This window comes from [Clostridium] innocuum (genome assembly GCA_012317185.1).
Classification (GTDB): Bacteria; Bacillota_I; Bacilli_A; order Erysipelotrichales; family Erysipelotrichaceae; genus Clostridium_AQ; species Clostridium_AQ innocuum.
The window spans coordinates 1,045,339-1,062,587 of sequence record CP048838.1 but is presented as its reverse complement, the minus strand read 5'-3'; the positions used below and the strand labels follow the sequence as shown (position 1 = coordinate 1,062,587).

The window sequence follows — 17,249 nt, the reverse complement described above, 5'->3', positions numbered from 1 at the left end:
AAAAGAAAAGGGGAAGCTCCCCTTGTTCGTTATTTGCTCCAGAGCGGTACCGGATACTTGCCAGCTTCAATCAGCTTGCGAATCCCTTCCTTTACCATCGGCTTATCTTCCTGATAGGTAACACCGTACCATTTGTCATCACTGGATAATACAGTTACGGTAGCTTTTCCTTCACGGATCAGCGTATCCACTGTCACCGGAATGTAAAATTCGCTCTTCAATGGATTTTCCTTCACCGTCTCCTGCAGGAAGGTCGGGAAGCGTTCTTCCACTTCCTCCATGAATTTTGGAGTAAAGCCCCACATATTCATGGAAACAAGAGAATTGGCATCCACATCATACCATGTATCGTTTTCGTAATACTGTACCTTGCCCTCGCGTTTTTCAATTCTCGTGCGTTCATCAACACCTGCCAGCTTGCCGTCTTCCACCTTGCAGACACCGCGGGCAACACTGCCATGATCTGTCAGGGTGTTTCCAAGAACAAAGCCAACCATGCTGTATGCTGTTTCATCCGCATTGGATACCAGATAGTCATGCAGCTTCTGGAAGGAAGCAATACCATAGTAATCATCCGCATTAATCACGGCGAACGGTTCATGAATTACGTTTTTACAGCACAGAATGGCATGGGCCGTTCCCCATGGCTTTACACGGTCGGCAGGTATCTCATACCCCTCAGGCAGACACGCATCCATCTCCTGAAATACGTATTCCACCTTGATATGCTCCGCAATCTTATTTCCAATCGCTTTCTTGAAATCTTCTTCAATCGCTTTCTTTATAATAAAAACAATCTTGTTGAAGCCTGCACGAATTGCATCAAATGCAGACATTTCCAGAATAATTTCTCCGTTTGGTCCAATCGGATCAATCTGCTTCAATCCTCCGTAACGGCTGCCCATACCGGCCGCCAGTACAACTAATGTCACATCTTTCATTATCTCACCTCATTGTCCCTATTTTACCATAGTTGGTATTTGATGAAAAGGATTACAACACGATTTTGACAATTCTTCACAAGATACTGAAACCCGGCTACCCATTTCTTTTCAAGGAAATCATCTCTAGCTGAAGATAAATCGTTATTTATTTGTTCCAGATTTTATATGATTGATACAAAATATCTTTTAGAACTAACATTGCGTCTTGTTTGCTATATCCATATTCATTCTTAATTTCATCAAACATTTTTGTAATTCGAAAAGCATAATTTGAAGTATTCACTTCTGTCTGATATTTAAGGAGTATAGGATATTTCTTTCCCCATGCATTTGTCCAATTCACTTTTTCATTTAGTTTTTCATCACTTTTATCAATCATTTCTTCAATTTCTTGTAAATCAATATCAAATTCAATAAGTTCATCTAAAGAAATTTTATAGAGTTTCGCCATCTTCTTTGATTGGTAAATATCTGGAACTGTTTCATTGGTTTCCCATTTTGATATCGTTTGTCTGCTTACGCCGATTTTTTCAGCAACTTCCTCTTGTGATAATCCACTCTTCTTTCTTGCGTGAAATAAACTATTTCCTAAATTCATTGTGTTATCCTCCTTGTTTTTTGATAATCAAATTATAGAGAATATTAAAGAAGAACTCCACCAACTTTTTCAATCAATATCGCACGAGAATTTAACAAACTGGAATTTTTCTCTATCTCTTTACTGAAACAAAAAATACCTTATTAAGATTCATTCAATGTATGCTGACCATTTAATTTCGTTGCTTGATGAAATATGATTTTTAATCTATCTTCTTTTAACCAAATAGATGTACGATAAGTCATTTCATTTTTATCCTTCGTTACATAATGAACCATCCAACAATCCAATTTTAAATTTAGAAATTCAAAATTATATATCGCTATCTCTTTGTTAGATTTCAAAGAAGAAAGTGCCTTCATTGTATCTTGTTTATTGAACACCAAACCTGAACTACCGATTTCTTTAAAATCATCATGTAGGGTATCGTTAAGCCATATTATATCTGTTATTTTACTGATTTTGAAGAAGTCCTTTTCTAATTGCAACAAAGTATTATACATATGATTCACCTCTACAAATTCTAATTTGTAAATCAAACTATATTCTCACCCAAGATTATTTTGGGCATCGTGGTTAAACACCTATTCCAACGTTTATAGAATTTTTCTATGCCAAGTTTTCCAACTCTTGCATGAACTGCTTCATTTTCCATCACCCAATACAAGACATATGTTACCTTACCTACATTTCTTGTAAGACGAATAGGTAATTCTCCCTCTTTAACTGCATTGAAATCTTTTTGTCGGTGAGTACGTTTTATATAGTGTACATCAATAACACCATCTTGCTCCAAATAAAATTCCGCTACTTCCCTCATCAGTTCTTCAATTTCATCTAGCTTGGTCAGTTTTGCCTCATATATGCATATTTCATTAAACATAAAATACCTCCTCAAATTCTAATTTAGTAAATACCCTTAGTCCCTTATGATATTACTTTTACTTTTCGCTTTTTATCAGGATAAAAGTCTAGAAACAGCTTGATGTAATCTGGTATTCTTGCAAGGTCAGGAGAAAAGAACCAAAAAGCAAAACCGTCACAGAATTCATAATGTTGATTATGAACCGTATAGCTTTTTCTATGATTGCATGTCCCATCCTCTTTCATATTATGGCAATGCTTACAAGCTCCATAATCACCAGTAAATGCCTGCTGAATATAGTCAGGAGCTTGTTCAATTGCCTGCTTATGTTTATCTACATTGCTGAAATACATACGGAGAATCAAGTCATTATCACGTAAATAAATTCGAGCATATGATTTTTTGCTTTTTACGCCTGCTTTTGTGTAAATAATCATTTTCCTTCCCCAACAATATCCCTCCCCTATTGCTTGGTTACATGTGTAGCCTAACTTTAACATTTCAGAATCGAAAGCCACTATAAACTGCTTATCCTTAGAATTAACAAAATCATATTCTTCGCTTCTTAATAAATCATTCATAAAATTTATTCCTCCTGTAAAGTTTCTAATACAAATTCTAATTTCAAATCAAACAATAAATCATAATTGCTTGATGGATATATAATAAATATTTTTTAAATTCATATCCTACGAAAAATTCAGATTCTATTATATCGTCTGATATCTCTTCACCTCTATAAAATGGCGGGCATGGATTCAATACAGCTCCCTTGTTTGCTTTTTTCATTACGTGTGTTGTAACTTTACATTTCTTGAAATGATCTAACGTGGTAGCAGGAAGTGAATCAGTACAAATGATATCCTTACCTAAAATGGCCTTTTCAATATCATGATGCGATACGATTCCTTCCATTTCATATCCTCTACCACAGCATTGCTCTAAATCAAATCCCATAACCTCAGAGGCTTCCTTCCAAGCATATCCTATATTTTTATTCTCTCCACAAAAAAGAAGTTTATCTTTTATGAAATGATCCCTTATTTTTGAAAGTGTATATAAATCAGAAATAATTTCACATGGATGGTTAACATCAGTCATTGCATTGATCACTGGAACCGAAGAATATCTTGCTATTTTTTCCAAGATATGAATATCTTTATGACGTACGACTAAAACATCAGCCCAATTGCTTAAATATCCAAAAACATCTTGCAAAGCTTCTTTTTTATCAAGTGTCTCCGTTGGAAACAAAACAGCTTGTCCACCTAATAAATAGACGCCCTTTTCAAATGTAACTCTTGTTCTGATACTAGTGTTAGGAAAAAACATTACTACGGTCTTCCCTTTTAAAAAGTTTATATATTTCCCTTTTAATAGATCATCAGCAATTTTAAAAATTTCAAATATATCGGATTTACTATAATCAGTCAATCTTATAAGTTCTCTCATAATAACCTCTATTGCATTTAGCCTTTTCCATAAATGTTTCCTCCTTTGGATTTAAACCATCATCATATCTGCCTGATATAATTTTAAAATCCTCCTGAAATTACAATTTATAAAACACTGTTTCCTTTAAAACAAACCTAGTCCATGCAGCCTGTAATCAAAAGGAGCTACTATTTAACATATTGAATCCTCTTATTCGCAATAGCCTTTTCCACCATACGTTAAACATGATTATGAAGCCAGCGATCACGTATTTCCTTTTTGTAATTTCTGCACACGATAGGAAAGGTAATCCATAAGCTCCTCCAGCTGCTTCTCATGCCAGTCCAATGCTATCTGCTCATCCTTCAAACAGCAGGCATGATAAATCAGACCCCGGGCAGTCGTCAGCAGTCCCCATGTCACATCCTTTACTGCAGTCTCTGAAACCAGCTTTCCAACCTCTGCCGCCAGTAGCTGAAAAATCGGACGCTGTTCATCAAAGAAATAGGTATCGTGGTATTTGATATGGCAGATATAAATCTGACGCACGGCATGCATGTCTTCCAGCGTGACCATCTTCAGATAGCAGGTCATGATTTTACGAATGCTGCTCCATGCATCCTCCTCCAGCTGTAATGCAAGAAACTGTTCATCCGCCTGACGATAGCCATACAGCAAAGCAGCCTCCTTACAGGAAAAATATAAATAGAAGGTGCCGATGGATACACCTGCCTTTTTACATACACTTCGAATGGTGATATCACTGAGATCCGCTTCCTTCATACTCACATGAATCGCCTCAACAATTTTTCTTCTTGTTTTTTCCGTCTGGTTCGGCCGCCGCCGCATTTCCTTTTCTTTCATAGACTCACCTGCTTTGTGTCTTCATTGTATCGTATCCGCTTAAAAAACACAATGTGAACCACCCCTTGACTTTTTCTATGTAAGTGCTATCATTTAATTAAATGAACATGTTCACTTAAAGGAGGGACATCATGAAAAAGGAATATGAAGCTTTATTCACGCCGCTTCGTATCGGTAATGTGGAGATACGAAACCGTTTTGCTATGGCTCCGATGGCGATGGGCCAGCTGGATGACCATTGGGCATATAAGCAGGAATCCACAGCAATCGTTCTCTGTATGATCAGATTTTGTTGAAGGCAAAGGATATTTATAATATCGGTGACAGCTCTCATCCAAAGGATATCATGGAGGGCATCTGGGATGCCTATGAGCTGTGCTCGCACCTGTAAGCAACAATTCCCTATCCCGATACCTCGGCTGTTTCATCAGCCAAAGGCTTTTATTGGATATTTACATGCATGCTGCCTCTTCTCATAAAAAAACATACAGGTTTCCCTTCTATCAATGTTAGAGAATAAGCACAGGGTATCTTTCACAAGCAAAAAAAAAGAATAGTCTTCCGGTTTCGTTTCATCAGAGATGGGTAGAGCTTTTACCCATGAAAGCTAAAAGGAATCAAGTACATCGCTTTAATGATGCATTGATTCTTTTTTTCTTGTTGCTGATGATATTCAAAAGGAACTATCCTCTTTATCTATTCTTGTTTTAGCGTATCCCTTCGACATATACAACGCTTTAGAAAAAGCATCTTCCACAGCACGAGGACATACAAAATACAAGAAAAAAAGGTCATGCATTTCAAACCCTTTTCTAAGGTCTTTGCCATACGGCGAAATGAACACAACCTGAATATATCATATGGTGCCGGAGAGGTGAATCGAACACCCAACCTACGCGTTACGAGTGCGTTGCTCTACCATTGAGCCACTCCGGCAGAATAAGGAAATAGCTTTCTCACGGACCGTTTCCCTGAGACCGCGATTATTATACCATCTTTTCTTCCTTATGTACAGAATCAAAAAGAAATTTTTATAAGATTATTTGCTTAATTTCCGCATTTCTTCCTGGCATAGCCATATGCAGCAGCTCTGTGTGGCTGTAATTATTGAACTATGCAGTCACATTTATGTACTGCTTACCTGTCAAGCTGTGCTATCCTATGCTCATAATCACGACGTATTTCCTGGTACATTGCGATTACCGGTGTACAATCGCGCTTCACCGTCTGCAGGATGTGAGGAAGATTGTCACAGGCGATCTGTACAATCCTATCGTCAAGATACTGCCCCTCAGCCATGTCCTGTAAAATTTCTTTGATTTTCTCCAAGTCATATGCTTCCTTATAGCTGCGCTTTCCTATGAGAGCGCTGATGATATCCGCAATTGCTACAATGCGTTCGGATGTCGTTAAAGCTTCCTCCTTCAGCCCCAGAGGATAGCCTTTGCCGTTCAGCTTTTCATGATGACGGACAGCGATATGCTCGATTTCCTCATCGACAACACCATGCAGAATTTTCATGGAATATGTCACATGTGACTGCATAACTGCCATGTCCTGCGGACTGAGTCTGCCCGGGAAGTCAAGAATCGTCACCGGTATGGCAACCTTACCGATATCATGCAGCAGGGCTCCGTAATACACCTTTTCTATTTCTGTCGGATGATAATCACATAGCGCCGCAAGTGTTGTGGAAACACTTGTCGTTGTAATGGTATGTGCTACCATATATTCACTGCGGAAATCTATTGCATAGCTGAGCATATGCAGATATGCCTTTCCTTCTGATTCCGTAAACGGTATTTCATCGAAGACCGCTACCTTTACCTCCTGATGCTGCACATAAAGCTGATCCAGCATGTGGCATTGTGCATCTGCGGAAAGGAACAGATCAATCGCCTCCTTACTGAAATAATCCTCCTCGAACTGGCGAAGAAAGGCTTCCACATTTTGAAGCGGTTTCTCAAGCTGATAGACATCCAGGCGATCACAGAGGCTGAGAAGCTGTGACACAAGAAGGTAGGGAATATCATGATCTCTGAGCTTTCTGTAATATATGTGATGATATAGAATGATATCCGCATACGGGCCGAGCGGGGACAGATTTCTAAGGAAAAGATAGCCGTATACGGAATGCTGGTAGATATCCCATGTTTCAAACTGAATCAGCTGCTCGATTTCCTCTGTCTTATAAGCACCTATATCATGAAGAAAGCAGGTCATGACAATATCCCGCAATTCCTTTCCTTTAAAGAGTCCTGCATGACGCAATGTCTGTTCCATCAAAAAAGCCACACGGTAGCCATGATCCACCAGCCGCGCATCCAGTGCATTTAATGTATTTCGTATAATCGGTATCACGTGTTTGTGTTCTATGACCTTCATGTATCCTCCTGTGAATGCAACTGTACCCATTATACTGTACACACCTGGTTTCTACAATAAGTTTCTGTGTGAAAAAAGAGGCAGCTTTTCTCTGCCCCTCTGAATTTAAAACATCTTTGAGAAGAAATTTGAAATCTTATCAAAGAAATCATCCTTTGTTTCTTCCTTTGTTTTCTTTGTTTCCTGTGTGTCTGTCTTTTTTTCCTTTTGCAACTCTTCTGTTTTATAAATATATTTGACCTTGCTTTCACTGTTTTTCGGTGCACCGCTGAAGGTGTGCTCCTGCTCTGCTTCCTTTACAATTTCATCCTTGATAGCAAGAAGCTGTGTGACATCATCCAGTGACAGGGAAACCTGCTTCTGCATTTCATCAATACCGGTTGTTTTGAATTTGCTCATGCCTGCATGCAGTTCCCCTGTTTTATCCTTTAACAGAGTTGATGCATCATATAGCTGCTGTGCTCCGTTACCGATAGTCGCAGAACCGCTTTGCAGAGCACCTGCGCCCTGATCAACACGCTGTAATCCGGATACCAGAGCCTGACCGCCCTTATATAGCTCGCTAATGCCACCGACTGCCGTTGTCATACTGGAGTCCAGTGTGGAAATTCCCTTTTTCAGTTCTAAGAGAGAGGAGGATTTTTCACTGAGCTGCTGCGTACCCCGGGCAAGCTGCTGTACTCCCTGTGATGCAGTATTCAGACTTGCTTTGAAACTGCTTAGCTTCGGCAGCATTTCAGCAGCAGAGGCTGCCATGTCGGATAGATTTTTCAGATTTGCTGAATCTGTCTGCAGCTGGGTCAGCTGTTTTTGCAGATTGACCGCAGAAGCTGTAGCCTGCGTTTTATAATTTAATAAGTAGTCATCCGCACTTTTAAGGCTTTTCAGAGCCTGCGCTGCCTCTGCATCCACAACCTCTCCTTTATCATTAAAAGCTTTTTTCTTTAGATATTCTGCAGTTTCTCCCAGTTTTCCTGCTGCGTTATCAACATCTGTGCTTGTGAGTGCAGCCTCCAGATCAGCGGCAGCCTGCGCCACATGTTGCTGATCCTTTTCAAACATCGCCTGTAAAGCAGATACATTTCCTAAACCATCTGTTAAATTTTTCAGCATTTCATCACTCAGGGATGCATTCAGCTCATTGCTTCCATCCTGCAAGCCCTTTGCAAGTGCCTGCATATTCGTATTGATCTCATCAACACCGCTTACCAGTGTACCCAAACCGTCTGTTGCTTTATTCAGCTTGGCAGTTCCCTTCTTCGCCTGATTCATTCCGGTATGCAAATCCTGCAATCCGCTGTACAGCCTGGTTGAGCCGCTCACCAGCTCCTGCGTACCATTCTTTAATGCAGATACACCGTTCGTCAGTGTCGGCACACCATTTACCAGCTCCTGCATTTTACCTTGGAAGGTTACTGTACCCTCAGAAAGCTGTGAAGTACCATTCAATAGCTGTGCACTTGCATTGGTCAGCTCATCCAGCCCCTTCGTGAGATCATCCATGGAATTGATATCCTTCAGCTTATCCACCGGCACCTCCGGTGTCATTGCAAACATAATCGGACCAAGCTCAAAATCCTTAGCTTCACAGGTAATGGTGATATCATCCTGCATCGGCAGTTCCTTTGCGCCAGTTACACCGCAGCTTTCCAGCGTATCCTGCAATCCGGGAACACTGATGAAAGCGACCATGGTATTGTTGCCCTCGGAAAGCACCTTACCGTTTTCACACTTCACATTTGAAAAATGATCGGTGGAAAGATCAAGTACACCTGCCCCCATATAAAATGGATGAATGCGTGTCTGTCTGCCATTCACATTCACTGTTTTACTCTGCGTATTTTTCAGTGAAATATGAATTTCCAGCTTACCGCTTTTCCCGATCAGGTCCTTTCCACTGATTTCCTTACCATCCAGCTTATAAGTCACCCTTACCTGTATCGGTAGAGTTTTGTTGCTCGTTCCTTCATAATAAATATCATTGGAATCTGCATTCCAGGTATAGGTCTTTCCGGAAACCTCCGGCTTTTCGTCACTTTTCACATTCTTGACATTGCTGAGGTCCAGCTGTTCCTTTATATTACGAATACCGTTATCGTTGTGCAGCCAGCTGCTTACAATTTCCTGATCGACACTGCCATCACTGTTCAGCATTGCGTAAACCGTTTCATCCTTTACCGTTTCATCATCCTTTGCATACAGCACCATGCCGGAATTAACCAGCAGCATACTCAATGCCACACACGTTACTGCTTTCACATTTTTCTTCATATGAATACCCTCCTTATTTCAGATTGGCTTTTGGCCAGCCCTTGGTTGTTTTCTCTATCAGCTTATGGAATATAATCAGCATAGCTGGCAGTACCAGCAGAATAGAAAGCATAGAAATCACTGCCCCGCGGGAGATCAGCGTACACAGACTCTTGATTAAATCCATTTTGGAAATAAAGGATACACCGATACATGCGGCGAAGAAGGACAGTCCGGATGTGATAATACTCGGTGCAGATTTTGCTGCTGCTTCCTTCGCGGCCTCTATAACCGTACTGCCGTTGCTGAGTTCTTCCTTATAGCGTGTTGTCATCAGGATGGCATAATCCACCGTCGCTCCCAGCTGAATTGTACCGATGACAATGCTGGCGATAAATGGAAGCGTTGTTCCGGTGAAGAATGGAATCCCCATATTGATACAGATTGCAAATTCGATGGAAGCTACCAGTATAACCGGTAGTGCAAGCGATTTGAAGGTGATAGCGATAATCAGAAAAATCGCGGCAACAGATAAGATATTCACCATTTTAAAATCAATATCCGTCGTAGTAATCAAATCACGGGTTAATGAGCCTTCCCCGGCAATCACCGCATGCTTATCGTATTTATGCAGTATCGTATCTATCTTATTCAGCTGTTCATCCTCTTCATCCGTTGCGGAACGATAGGTGCTGTTGACCAGGATCATCTTTCTGCCGCCATTCTGCAGGATGTTTTTCACTGCTGCAGGCTCCAGCTCATTCGGAATACCGCCGCCAATCAGACTCTCATAGGAAACGACGGAATAAACTCCCGGTAGTTCCTCCACAGAATCACAGATTTCCTTGATTTCATAATTTTCCAGCTTCTCGTCCACCAGTAGGAAATGCGTCGTCGTCATATGGAACTGGTCCTTCAGCTTATTCGTACCGATGACACTTGGAAAATCCTTAGGCATTGTCGCATTCAGATCGTAATAGACATTGGTATGTGCCTGTGCATAAATCATCGGAATGAAGATAACGACAAAGACCACCAGAATTGTTTTATAATGTCTTGTCAGAAAGCCCGGAAGCTTTTTCGGTTCCTTTAAAAGGATCGGATGCTTCCATTTCTCAATATATTTATCGAACAGCATCAGCAGCGCAGGCAGGATGATGATAGTCGATAATACGCCGAATACAACACCCTTTGCCATAACGATACCGATATCCCTGCCCAGGGTCAGCTGCATTGCGCATAATGCCAGAAATCCAGCGACAGTCGTTATAGAAGAGCTGGTGATGGAGGTGAAGGTAGCCTGTATCGCATTTGACATGGCTTCATCACGATCACTGCTTTTCTTTTTTTCCTCCTGATAGCGGTGCAGCAGGAAGATGGAGTAATCCATCGTGACACCCAGCTGCAGGACCAGAGCCAGTGCCTTGGTGATATAGGATATCTGTCCCAGAAAGACGTTGGTTCCGAAGTTGTAGACGATTGGGAAAACGATTCCCAAAACGAAGACAAACGGTGCTATGGAGGACTCCAGCCCCATAAACAATACAATCATACACAGGATGATGGCAGTTACGGCATACAGCGGAGTTTCCTCGTTCATCAAATCCTTGGTATCCTCAGTGATGGCGGAAAAGCCGCCCAGATAGCATTCACGATCGGCATAGCCCTTGATGGTTTTAATGGCATCCATCGTACGCTGGGATGAGGTTTCCTCCTGAAATGTGATTACCATCAGTGTTCCCTTATCAGAATACAGCATCTCACGAACATCCTTTGGCAGTATCTCCTTGGGAATGCTGATATCCAGAACATCATCTCTCCACAGGACATCCTTAACGCCGTCAATCGCCTTGATCTCCTTTTTTAATTCCGATACATTCTTATCCGGCATATTCTCAACGACCAGCATACCGGTGCTCGCCAGATTGAAGTCATCACTCAGTGACTTCTGTCCGATCATGGACTCGGCATCCTGCGGCAGATAGCTCAGCAGGTCATAATTTACTTTCGTACGCGCATATCCGATAACACTGGGTATCAGCAGCAGTACGGCAACAAGCAGAATCAGATTTCTTTTCTTTACAATAAAATCAGAAAGCTTCTTCATACATTTCATCTCCAATCTTGTTTATGATCGTTCGATCATTTTGCGAATCGTAGTAAACAGCATTGGCTTCAGCTGTTCGATATCGTCCGGCTGATGCAGCACGATTGCAGTATAGCACAGGGTAGAAACAAGCTCTAAAATCATAAACAGCAGCTGATAGGCTTCATTTCGGGTATACCCGAGTGTTACCAGAAAGTCACAGTAGCTGTTCATATGCACTGCCACCTCATAATTGTCATCCTCCTTCAGCTTTCCGCCAACAAGATTCCAGGACAGGTTTTTCTGTATAAGCTTGATAACCTCCGGATGTCTGCAGAAATAGGCGATGACATGGTCGATCAGAAAAATCAGTTCGTCAATTTTATCATCAATTCTTTGCCGCTTGGCTTCAAGGAGTGCGTCGTTGATGATCGAGGAGCTTTCCTTTACGATGAGATGATTGATCAGCTGCACCTTGTCATGAAAGTAAAGGTAGAACGTACCTTTGGCAACTTTCGCTTTTTGGGCGATCTGATCAATGGAAATCTGATGCACCTCATTGCAGGAAAACAATGCAAGTGCGGCTTCTTCAATCCGTTTCTTTTTCTCACTCTTGTTCAATAGTACCTTGTTCTTCATATGCTTCTCTCCCGTTTTCGCTGAATGACGATTCGTCATTTTTTTCTAACCGATGAAAAGGATATTGCAAAAATGACGATTCGTCAATAATTTATATGCGGCTTTGAAGCAGGTTCTCTATACAATTTCTGATTTTTGTCTAAATGCTTAACATTTGTTTTTCTTATGGCCTATTTTTCATCGTACCTTACAGTGGCTTTATCTGGAGGTGTTTGCTTTTGTGCGTGAACATCAGCAGCTTTGATTTTCACAGCTCATAAATGACTGAAACCGGATAGCAGCTAGTAAAAGAATTAAGCAGATATTCTTTCATTCACGATTAAAACACTAGTAAACACAAACATCATTTAATATAAAAAATGTTTCTTTTTTTAGGAGTTTCATCCTTTTTTTACGTATGTAATAGTGTAAGGCATAGGAAAGGAATTGATACCTATGCATACAAAAGATGTAATCGGAAACAAAGAAATAAACGTGGAGGTGCAGGAACGGCTAACATATGATAACGATATTTTTCAAGTTTGTTCTTGGTTCGGAGGATGAAGATGCTGCTTTTATCTGTAACACCGTTATTAAACGAGTGACAGGGAATCCCCCTAGGGAGAGCACTGTATTGAACCTCAGTCTGGATCCCGCTATCATCAAAAAGAAAAAAATGGTATAGTACATCCGTGTAAAGAGCATGAAACAGAAAAATGCATGTTTCATTACAAATTGCTTCTTTGAATCAGGTTTATACTATTCATATAGACTGTAGCCCGTAACAAATAAATACAAATATTATGATTTCACAAAAAAGTAATTGCAATTTAAAATCATTCATGGTATTATAGTTAACGTTGATGGAGGCTTAGCTCAGTTGGGAGAGCGTCTGCCTTACAAGCAGAGGGTCGGGGGTTCGAGTCCCTCAGCCTCCACCATGAATAAACGTGAAACGGACTCTAACCTTATCAATAAGGCAGAGCCGTTTTTTTTATATTTGCTTTCAAGTTCTTTGGATGCGTTATATCCGGCTACGGGAAAAGCAAAAACTGCAGGTTTCTCTCTATGGATGAGCTTATACAACAGAGCTTTCTTAGATTCTGAGTTTGCGCCACGAAAAATACTCTTTGATCATACACTTGCATTAAAATAGCGAAAGGATATAAATTTCCATGAATAGCAAAACCATATTCCTTTATAGTAGCTTCGCCGGTGTTTGAATTCTTACAGCTATATTGCTGTCTACATATAAGCTGATTTTCGTAATTTTTCAGAGGTTGCTGAAACAAAGGTAAGCACGCTGTATGTTTTTTCTGGTGTTTCACATTATAAAAAGGGAATCCGAATTTCTATTGTTAAACACAATAGCTTTGAATTCCCTTATTTTTCATAAAGAGAGCATGAACAGCTTAATTTTCAAGCAGCTTTTGTACATGCTTTTGCATGAATCGCCTATTTTCTCCACCCTGCATAAAAGGTTTTATTACCAGTAGTTCCCTTTTTAATAGCGGTTACCTTCTTTTTACAGGCAGCATCCGTATACCAGCCTGTGAATCGATAGCCTTTTCTGCTTGGGTTTTTTAGCTTCACAGAGGATGTGATCGAGTATTTGGCAGGATTGGATTTCGTATTCTTCCCGCCATTCAGCTTATACGTGATACGGTAGCTGTTTTTGCTCCATTTCGCATACAGTGTTTTGTTTCCGGTTGTTCCTTTTTTAATTGTCTTGATCCGTGTCCGATAGCGGCTGTCACTGTACCAGCCCTTAAAGGAATAGCCCTTACGGCTTGGATTTTTCAGAGATACAGTTGAATTGATTGTAAATGCAGATGGATTGGACTTTGTATTTTTACCACCGTTCAGCTTATAGGTGATGCGGTAGGAAGTGGCGCTCCACTTCGCATACAGTGTCAGATTTCCTGTTCTTTTCTTGATGTTGGTTACCTTGTTCTTATATTTACTGTCGCTGTACCAGCCCTTGAAGGAATACCCCTTACGGCTTGGGTTCTTCAAGGAAATGGAGGAAGTTACAGAATAGGTGGATGGATTGGACTTCGTATTTTTCCCGCCATTCAGCTTATAGGTGATGCGGTAGGTGTTCTTGCTCCACTTCGCATACAGCTTCTTGTTTCCCTTGGTTCCTTTTTTATAGGACGTTACTCTCGTCTTATATTTGCTGTCGGAGTACCAGCCCTTAAAGCTGTATCCGCTGCGGGTAGGATTGTACAGCTTGACTGCCTGATTGTAATACACGCTGACATTGGATTTATGATTGCTTCCGCCATTGAGCACATAGCTGATACCATAGCCGCTGAAAATTCTGCTTGCTGCTTTTACCTTGCTGCCATCCTTTGCCTGTGCAGTGATCGTAGCTGTTCCAAAGCCCTTCGCATAAACCTTTCCGCTGCTGCTGACCGTAAGGATATTCTTGTTGCTGGATGTCCAGGTAAGACCTTTGTTCGATGCATCCGATGGAGATATGGACGCCGACAGCTGCAGATAGCTGCCCTTGGTCATATTCGCGGATGCCTTATTCATTTTCAATGCGCTGACCGGGTTGGTGACCGTCACATAAACCACATCACTGCCGTTATCATACGGGGAGTTCAGACTGACGGATGTCACCCCTGCCTTGTGTGCTGTTATGACACCCATTTGATTCACAGAAGCAATATCCGGATTGTTGCTCGTCCACTGGAAAGCGACATTCACGCCGGCAGGACTATAGGCGCTATAATTCAGCTGATAGGACTGTCCTCGTTTCAAATTCAAGGATGCTTCCTGAATACTCACCTCCACCAGAGGCACATTTACATTGATTTCGCAAAACGTTCTGATATTCTCATTATCATCCGACGTTGCATAGATGTAGGCAAACCCCGGTTTCAGAGTCTTATAATGGCCGTTTTGATCCACGGTCACAACACTGGTGTTTGAACTGTGCCAGATCACCTTCTGATTGGTCGCATCCTGTGGATACACCGTTGCCTTTACATCTCCTGTATTTGTAACAAATACCGCATGAGCTGTGCTGTCTAATTGTATATGATCAACAGCGATTTTCACTGTAATCCTACACTCGGCACGTATGCCGTTCTTCATAACAGCTGAAATCACTGCAGTTCCACTCTTCAGGGCGGTAACCCTGCCTTTTTCATCCACAGAGGCAACTGCAGAGTTGCTTGATTTCCATGCGATGGATTTGTCCGTTGCATTTGCGGGCTGTATATCTGCCTGCAGGGCTACCGATTCATCCGGATGCAGGGTTGCACTTTGCTTATTCAACTTCAGGGAAGTAACCGGAATATCCTTCACGGTTACTTGAAACGATGTTTTTGCGCCATGATAGCTGACAGTGATCGAATGATTTCCGGCAGTCAAAGCGGTATTCTCCACCCTGTATGCCGTGGTTTCCCTCTTAGAGCCGTCCGCATATACAGCCTCTATGCGCATTCCCTTCAACGATACTTTCTCTCCGGCTATATACTCCAGTTTATCGGGAGGCGTAAGCATATGCAGTGATACAGGAGTTTCCCGTTCTACTGCAATATTGTTTTCTGCCGGCATCCCAAACGGGAGCTTCCATGTGATATTTACGGTATCCTTTTCTCCGATGTTAACAATACCGGCGTCAAAACGCCCTCGATAATCGGTTTGCATTTCTTTTCCCTCCACCGCAATCGTGATATACGGCAGGGACACACCCTTAAGAGCCACATCCCCGTTACGGGAAGCCGTGAGCGTCTGATCAATGCGAACCGGAACCACCGCTACCGGCCGGTTGGTTGCCTGAACACTGTGAATACTATTTGTTCCTGACCACATAAACGTACCCTGTGTGTTGTTATAGCCTGTCGTACTCATTTTGCAGAACACGGTTCCATCAACCTGAATACCTTGGGAACGCAATACACCCAGTACATAGACATTCCCTGTCACATGCACATTTTTCATTGTAAGGAAAGCATTTTCCCCGACATACAAATCCCCATCGTAAACATAATCATTTACTGTTTTAGAATCCGTAATATAAAATACATTGCTCAGTCCCTGGGCGACATCCGGATCAGGCACTACCTGAAATCCCTGTGCAGACATATCTAAATAGCGCATATTCTCATAGGAAGATGAAAGTAAAGGCTGATTGATATAGTTCACAAAATTCATTTTGTAATCCCACAGAGCTACTGAATAAATGGTCCAGTTTCCTTCCTCCAGATCGCTGTCTGTAGGAATTGTCAATTCATATACCGTTTGATCCTGCGAATATTCCACGTTTTTCCTCAACGCCTTACCACTGGGAGAATGCAGGGTGATTGAAATTCTTTTGATTCCACTCATATCATCACTTGCATCAAACTGATATTTAATTGCGGAACCAGGATAGACTTCTTTTGTCAAAACGGAAATTCCGTGCAGCTCCGGCCTTGTAATATCGGCGCCTGTTGAATCTGTAACCGTTACATCCAGAGGGGAAAAGTCATATGCATATACCGCATAGCTTGGCAGGTCAACGGTATTATATATCAAAATTCTGTCACCATTTTCCAGTCCTGCATCGATACGATCAACCCTCCATATGCCGTCTTCCTCATCCTCAGACGTTTGAAATATGCCTGTGTATCGTCCGTTTCCGTCATATTTCATAGTTACCCCTTTTTCCTTTTTTGTAATCGGGGCAGTCAGATGTATTGTTATTCTGGAGCTCATCGGTTTTTCACTTTGTACATCTATTGTGTACGTAACAGCCTCTTTTGCTTTCACCGTGTTGGATGATACACCGATATTCGTAATCTCAAAAGGCAGGGCTTTCATCTGCTCAACAACCTCCTGTGCCTTCATGCTCTGCGGCATACAGGACACTGCCAGAGCCAGGGCTAGTGCCAGCTTTCGCCATTTCATTTTCTTTTTCATGTAATCCCTCGTTTCACCATCTACCATCAGTATACTCCAACCTTTAATAAATAGAAACATCTTCTGATGGACTTTAAAAGCAAATGCGGTTTTGTTCACTGAGAAATCGCAGATCAATGCATGGGTTCATAGCGGGCAATCATGATTTATGAAATCATTGTCATACAATTAATTTGACTTCTTTCCCCTTTTCTTTGCTGTTTATATGCGAGACAGATTGGTGAATAGGAATTGAATGTGTATCTGTATGTAACGGAAGAATGCAAAAGAATCCCCTGTCTGTGCAAG

12 protein-coding genes, 2 tRNA genes and 2 pseudogenes are annotated in these 17,249 nt (G+C 41.4%); 3 read left to right on the top strand and 13 right to left on the bottom strand.

Going from position 1 to position 17,249, the window contains the following annotated elements; translation table 11 throughout:
- Positions 1-29 precede the first annotated feature (29 nt).
- From G4D54_05205 to G4D54_05175, 7 genes are all read right to left on the bottom strand, one after another.
- Positions 30-941, bottom strand: a complete 912-nt coding sequence (locus tag G4D54_05205) for a nucleotidyltransferase (GenBank protein QJA01862.1) — start codon at positions 939-941, stop codon at positions 30-32.
- A 148-nt stretch (positions 942-1,089) separates the two neighbouring features.
- Complete coding sequence (locus G4D54_05200) at positions 1,090-1,542, bottom strand: helix-turn-helix domain-containing protein (GenBank protein QJA01861.1); 453 nt, start codon at positions 1,540-1,542, stop codon at positions 1,090-1,092.
- A 143-nt stretch (positions 1,543-1,685) separates the two neighbouring features.
- The gene (locus G4D54_05195; protein ID QJA01860.1) at positions 1,686-2,045 is read right to left on the bottom strand and encodes a nuclear transport factor 2 family protein; all 360 of its coding nucleotides are present in this window, start codon (positions 2,043-2,045) and stop codon (positions 1,686-1,688) included.
- A gap of 32 nt (positions 2,046-2,077) precedes the next feature.
- The gene (locus G4D54_05190) at positions 2,078-2,425 is read right to left on the bottom strand and encodes a hypothetical protein (GenBank protein QJA01859.1); all 348 of its coding nucleotides are present in this window, start codon (positions 2,423-2,425) and stop codon (positions 2,078-2,080) included.
- Between the two features lie 44 nt (positions 2,426-2,469).
- A complete protein-coding gene (locus tag G4D54_05185; protein ID QJA01858.1) occupies positions 2,470-2,988 on the bottom strand; it encodes a hypothetical protein in 519 nt (172 codons plus the stop codon).
- 43 nt (positions 2,989-3,031) lie between these two features.
- Positions 3,032-3,859, bottom strand: a complete 828-nt coding sequence (locus tag G4D54_05180) for a peptide transporter (GenBank protein QJA01857.1) — start codon at positions 3,857-3,859, stop codon at positions 3,032-3,034.
- A 246-nt stretch (positions 3,860-4,105) separates the two neighbouring features.
- Positions 4,106-4,705, bottom strand: a complete 600-nt coding sequence (locus G4D54_05175; protein QJA01856.1) for a TetR/AcrR family transcriptional regulator — start codon at positions 4,703-4,705, stop codon at positions 4,106-4,108.
- 131 nt (positions 4,706-4,836) lie between these two features.
- Between G4D54_05175 and G4D54_05170 the strand changes: the two are divergent.
- Positions 4,837-4,965 (top strand): annotated as a pseudogene (locus G4D54_05170) (hypothetical protein).
- A 2-nt stretch (positions 4,966-4,967) separates the two neighbouring features.
- Positions 4,968-5,096, top strand: a pseudogene (locus G4D54_05165) (2,4-dienoyl-CoA reductase).
- Positions 5,097-5,566: 470 nt separating this feature from the next.
- Here G4D54_05165 and G4D54_05160 read toward each other — a convergent pair.
- The 5 genes from G4D54_05160 to G4D54_05140 all read right to left on the bottom strand — a co-directional run bounded on the left by G4D54_05160 (position 5,567) and on the right by G4D54_05140 (position 12,065).
- Positions 5,567-5,641: transfer RNA gene (locus G4D54_05160), tRNA-Thr, on the bottom strand.
- 201 nt (positions 5,642-5,842) lie between these two features.
- Positions 5,843-7,090: an HD domain-containing protein gene (locus G4D54_05155; GenBank protein QJA01855.1), complete on the bottom strand. Its 1,248-nt coding sequence runs from the start codon at positions 7,088-7,090 to the stop codon at positions 5,843-5,845.
- A gap of 105 nt (positions 7,091-7,195) precedes the next feature.
- Entirely contained in the window at positions 7,196-9,361 is a 2,166-nt protein-coding gene (locus G4D54_05150; protein ID QJA01854.1) for a hypothetical protein, read from the bottom strand.
- 13 nt (positions 9,362-9,374) lie between these two features.
- Positions 9,375-11,447, bottom strand: coding sequence for an MMPL family transporter (locus tag G4D54_05145; GenBank protein ID QJA01853.1), 2,073 nt, complete (start codon positions 11,445-11,447; stop codon positions 9,375-9,377).
- 21 nt (positions 11,448-11,468) lie between these two features.
- A complete protein-coding gene (locus tag G4D54_05140) occupies positions 11,469-12,065 on the bottom strand; it encodes a TetR/AcrR family transcriptional regulator (GenBank protein ID QJA01852.1) in 597 nt (198 codons plus the stop codon).
- A gap of 844 nt (positions 12,066-12,909) precedes the next feature.
- Here G4D54_05140 and G4D54_05135 point away from each other — a divergent pair.
- A tRNA-Val gene (locus G4D54_05135) sits at positions 12,910-12,985 on the top strand.
- Positions 12,986-13,499: 514 nt separating this feature from the next.
- On the opposite strand, the gene G4D54_05130 is transcribed toward G4D54_05135, so the two are convergent.
- On the bottom strand, positions 13,500-16,988 hold the full coding sequence (locus G4D54_05130; GenBank protein QJA01851.1) for a hypothetical protein: 3,489 nt from the start codon (positions 16,986-16,988) through the stop codon (positions 13,500-13,502).
- Between the last annotated feature and the right edge of the window lie 261 nt (positions 16,989-17,249).

Bases quoted from the DNA above. Each gene is read 5' to 3' on its own strand.
- G4D54_05205 (QJA01862.1), bottom strand. From the start codon at position 941: ATGAAAGATGTGACATTAGTTGTACTGGCGGCCGGTATGGGCAGCCGT.
- G4D54_05200 (QJA01861.1), bottom strand. From the start codon at position 1,542: ATGAATTTAGGAAATAGTTTATTTCACGCAAGAAAGAAGAGTGGATTA.
- G4D54_05195 (QJA01860.1), bottom strand. From the start codon at position 2,045: ATGTATAATACTTTGTTGCAATTAGAAAAGGACTTCTTCAAAATCAGT.
- G4D54_05190 (QJA01859.1), bottom strand. From the start codon at position 2,425: ATGTTTAATGAAATATGCATATATGAGGCAAAACTGACCAAGCTAGAT.
- G4D54_05185 (QJA01858.1), bottom strand. From the start codon at position 2,988: ATGAATGATTTATTAAGAAGCGAAGAATATGATTTTGTTAATTCTAAG.
- G4D54_05180 (QJA01857.1), bottom strand. From the start codon at position 3,859: ATGAGAGAACTTATAAGATTGACTGATTATAGTAAATCCGATATATTT.
- G4D54_05175 (QJA01856.1), bottom strand. From the start codon at position 4,705: ATGAAAGAAAAGGAAATGCGGCGGCGGCCGAACCAGACGGAAAAAACA.
- G4D54_05155 (QJA01855.1), bottom strand. From the start codon at position 7,090: ATGAAGGTCATAGAACACAAACACGTGATACCGATTATACGAAATACA.
- G4D54_05150 (QJA01854.1), bottom strand. From the start codon at position 9,361: ATGAAGAAAAATGTGAAAGCAGTAACGTGTGTGGCATTGAGTATGCTG.
- G4D54_05145 (QJA01853.1), bottom strand. From the start codon at position 11,447: ATGAAGAAGCTTTCTGATTTTATTGTAAAGAAAAGAAATCTGATTCTG.
- G4D54_05140 (QJA01852.1), bottom strand. From the start codon at position 12,065: ATGAAGAACAAGGTACTATTGAACAAGAGTGAGAAAAAGAAACGGATT.
- G4D54_05130 (QJA01851.1), bottom strand. From the start codon at position 16,988: ATGGTAGATGGTGAAACGAGGGATTACATGAAAAAGAAAATGAAATGG.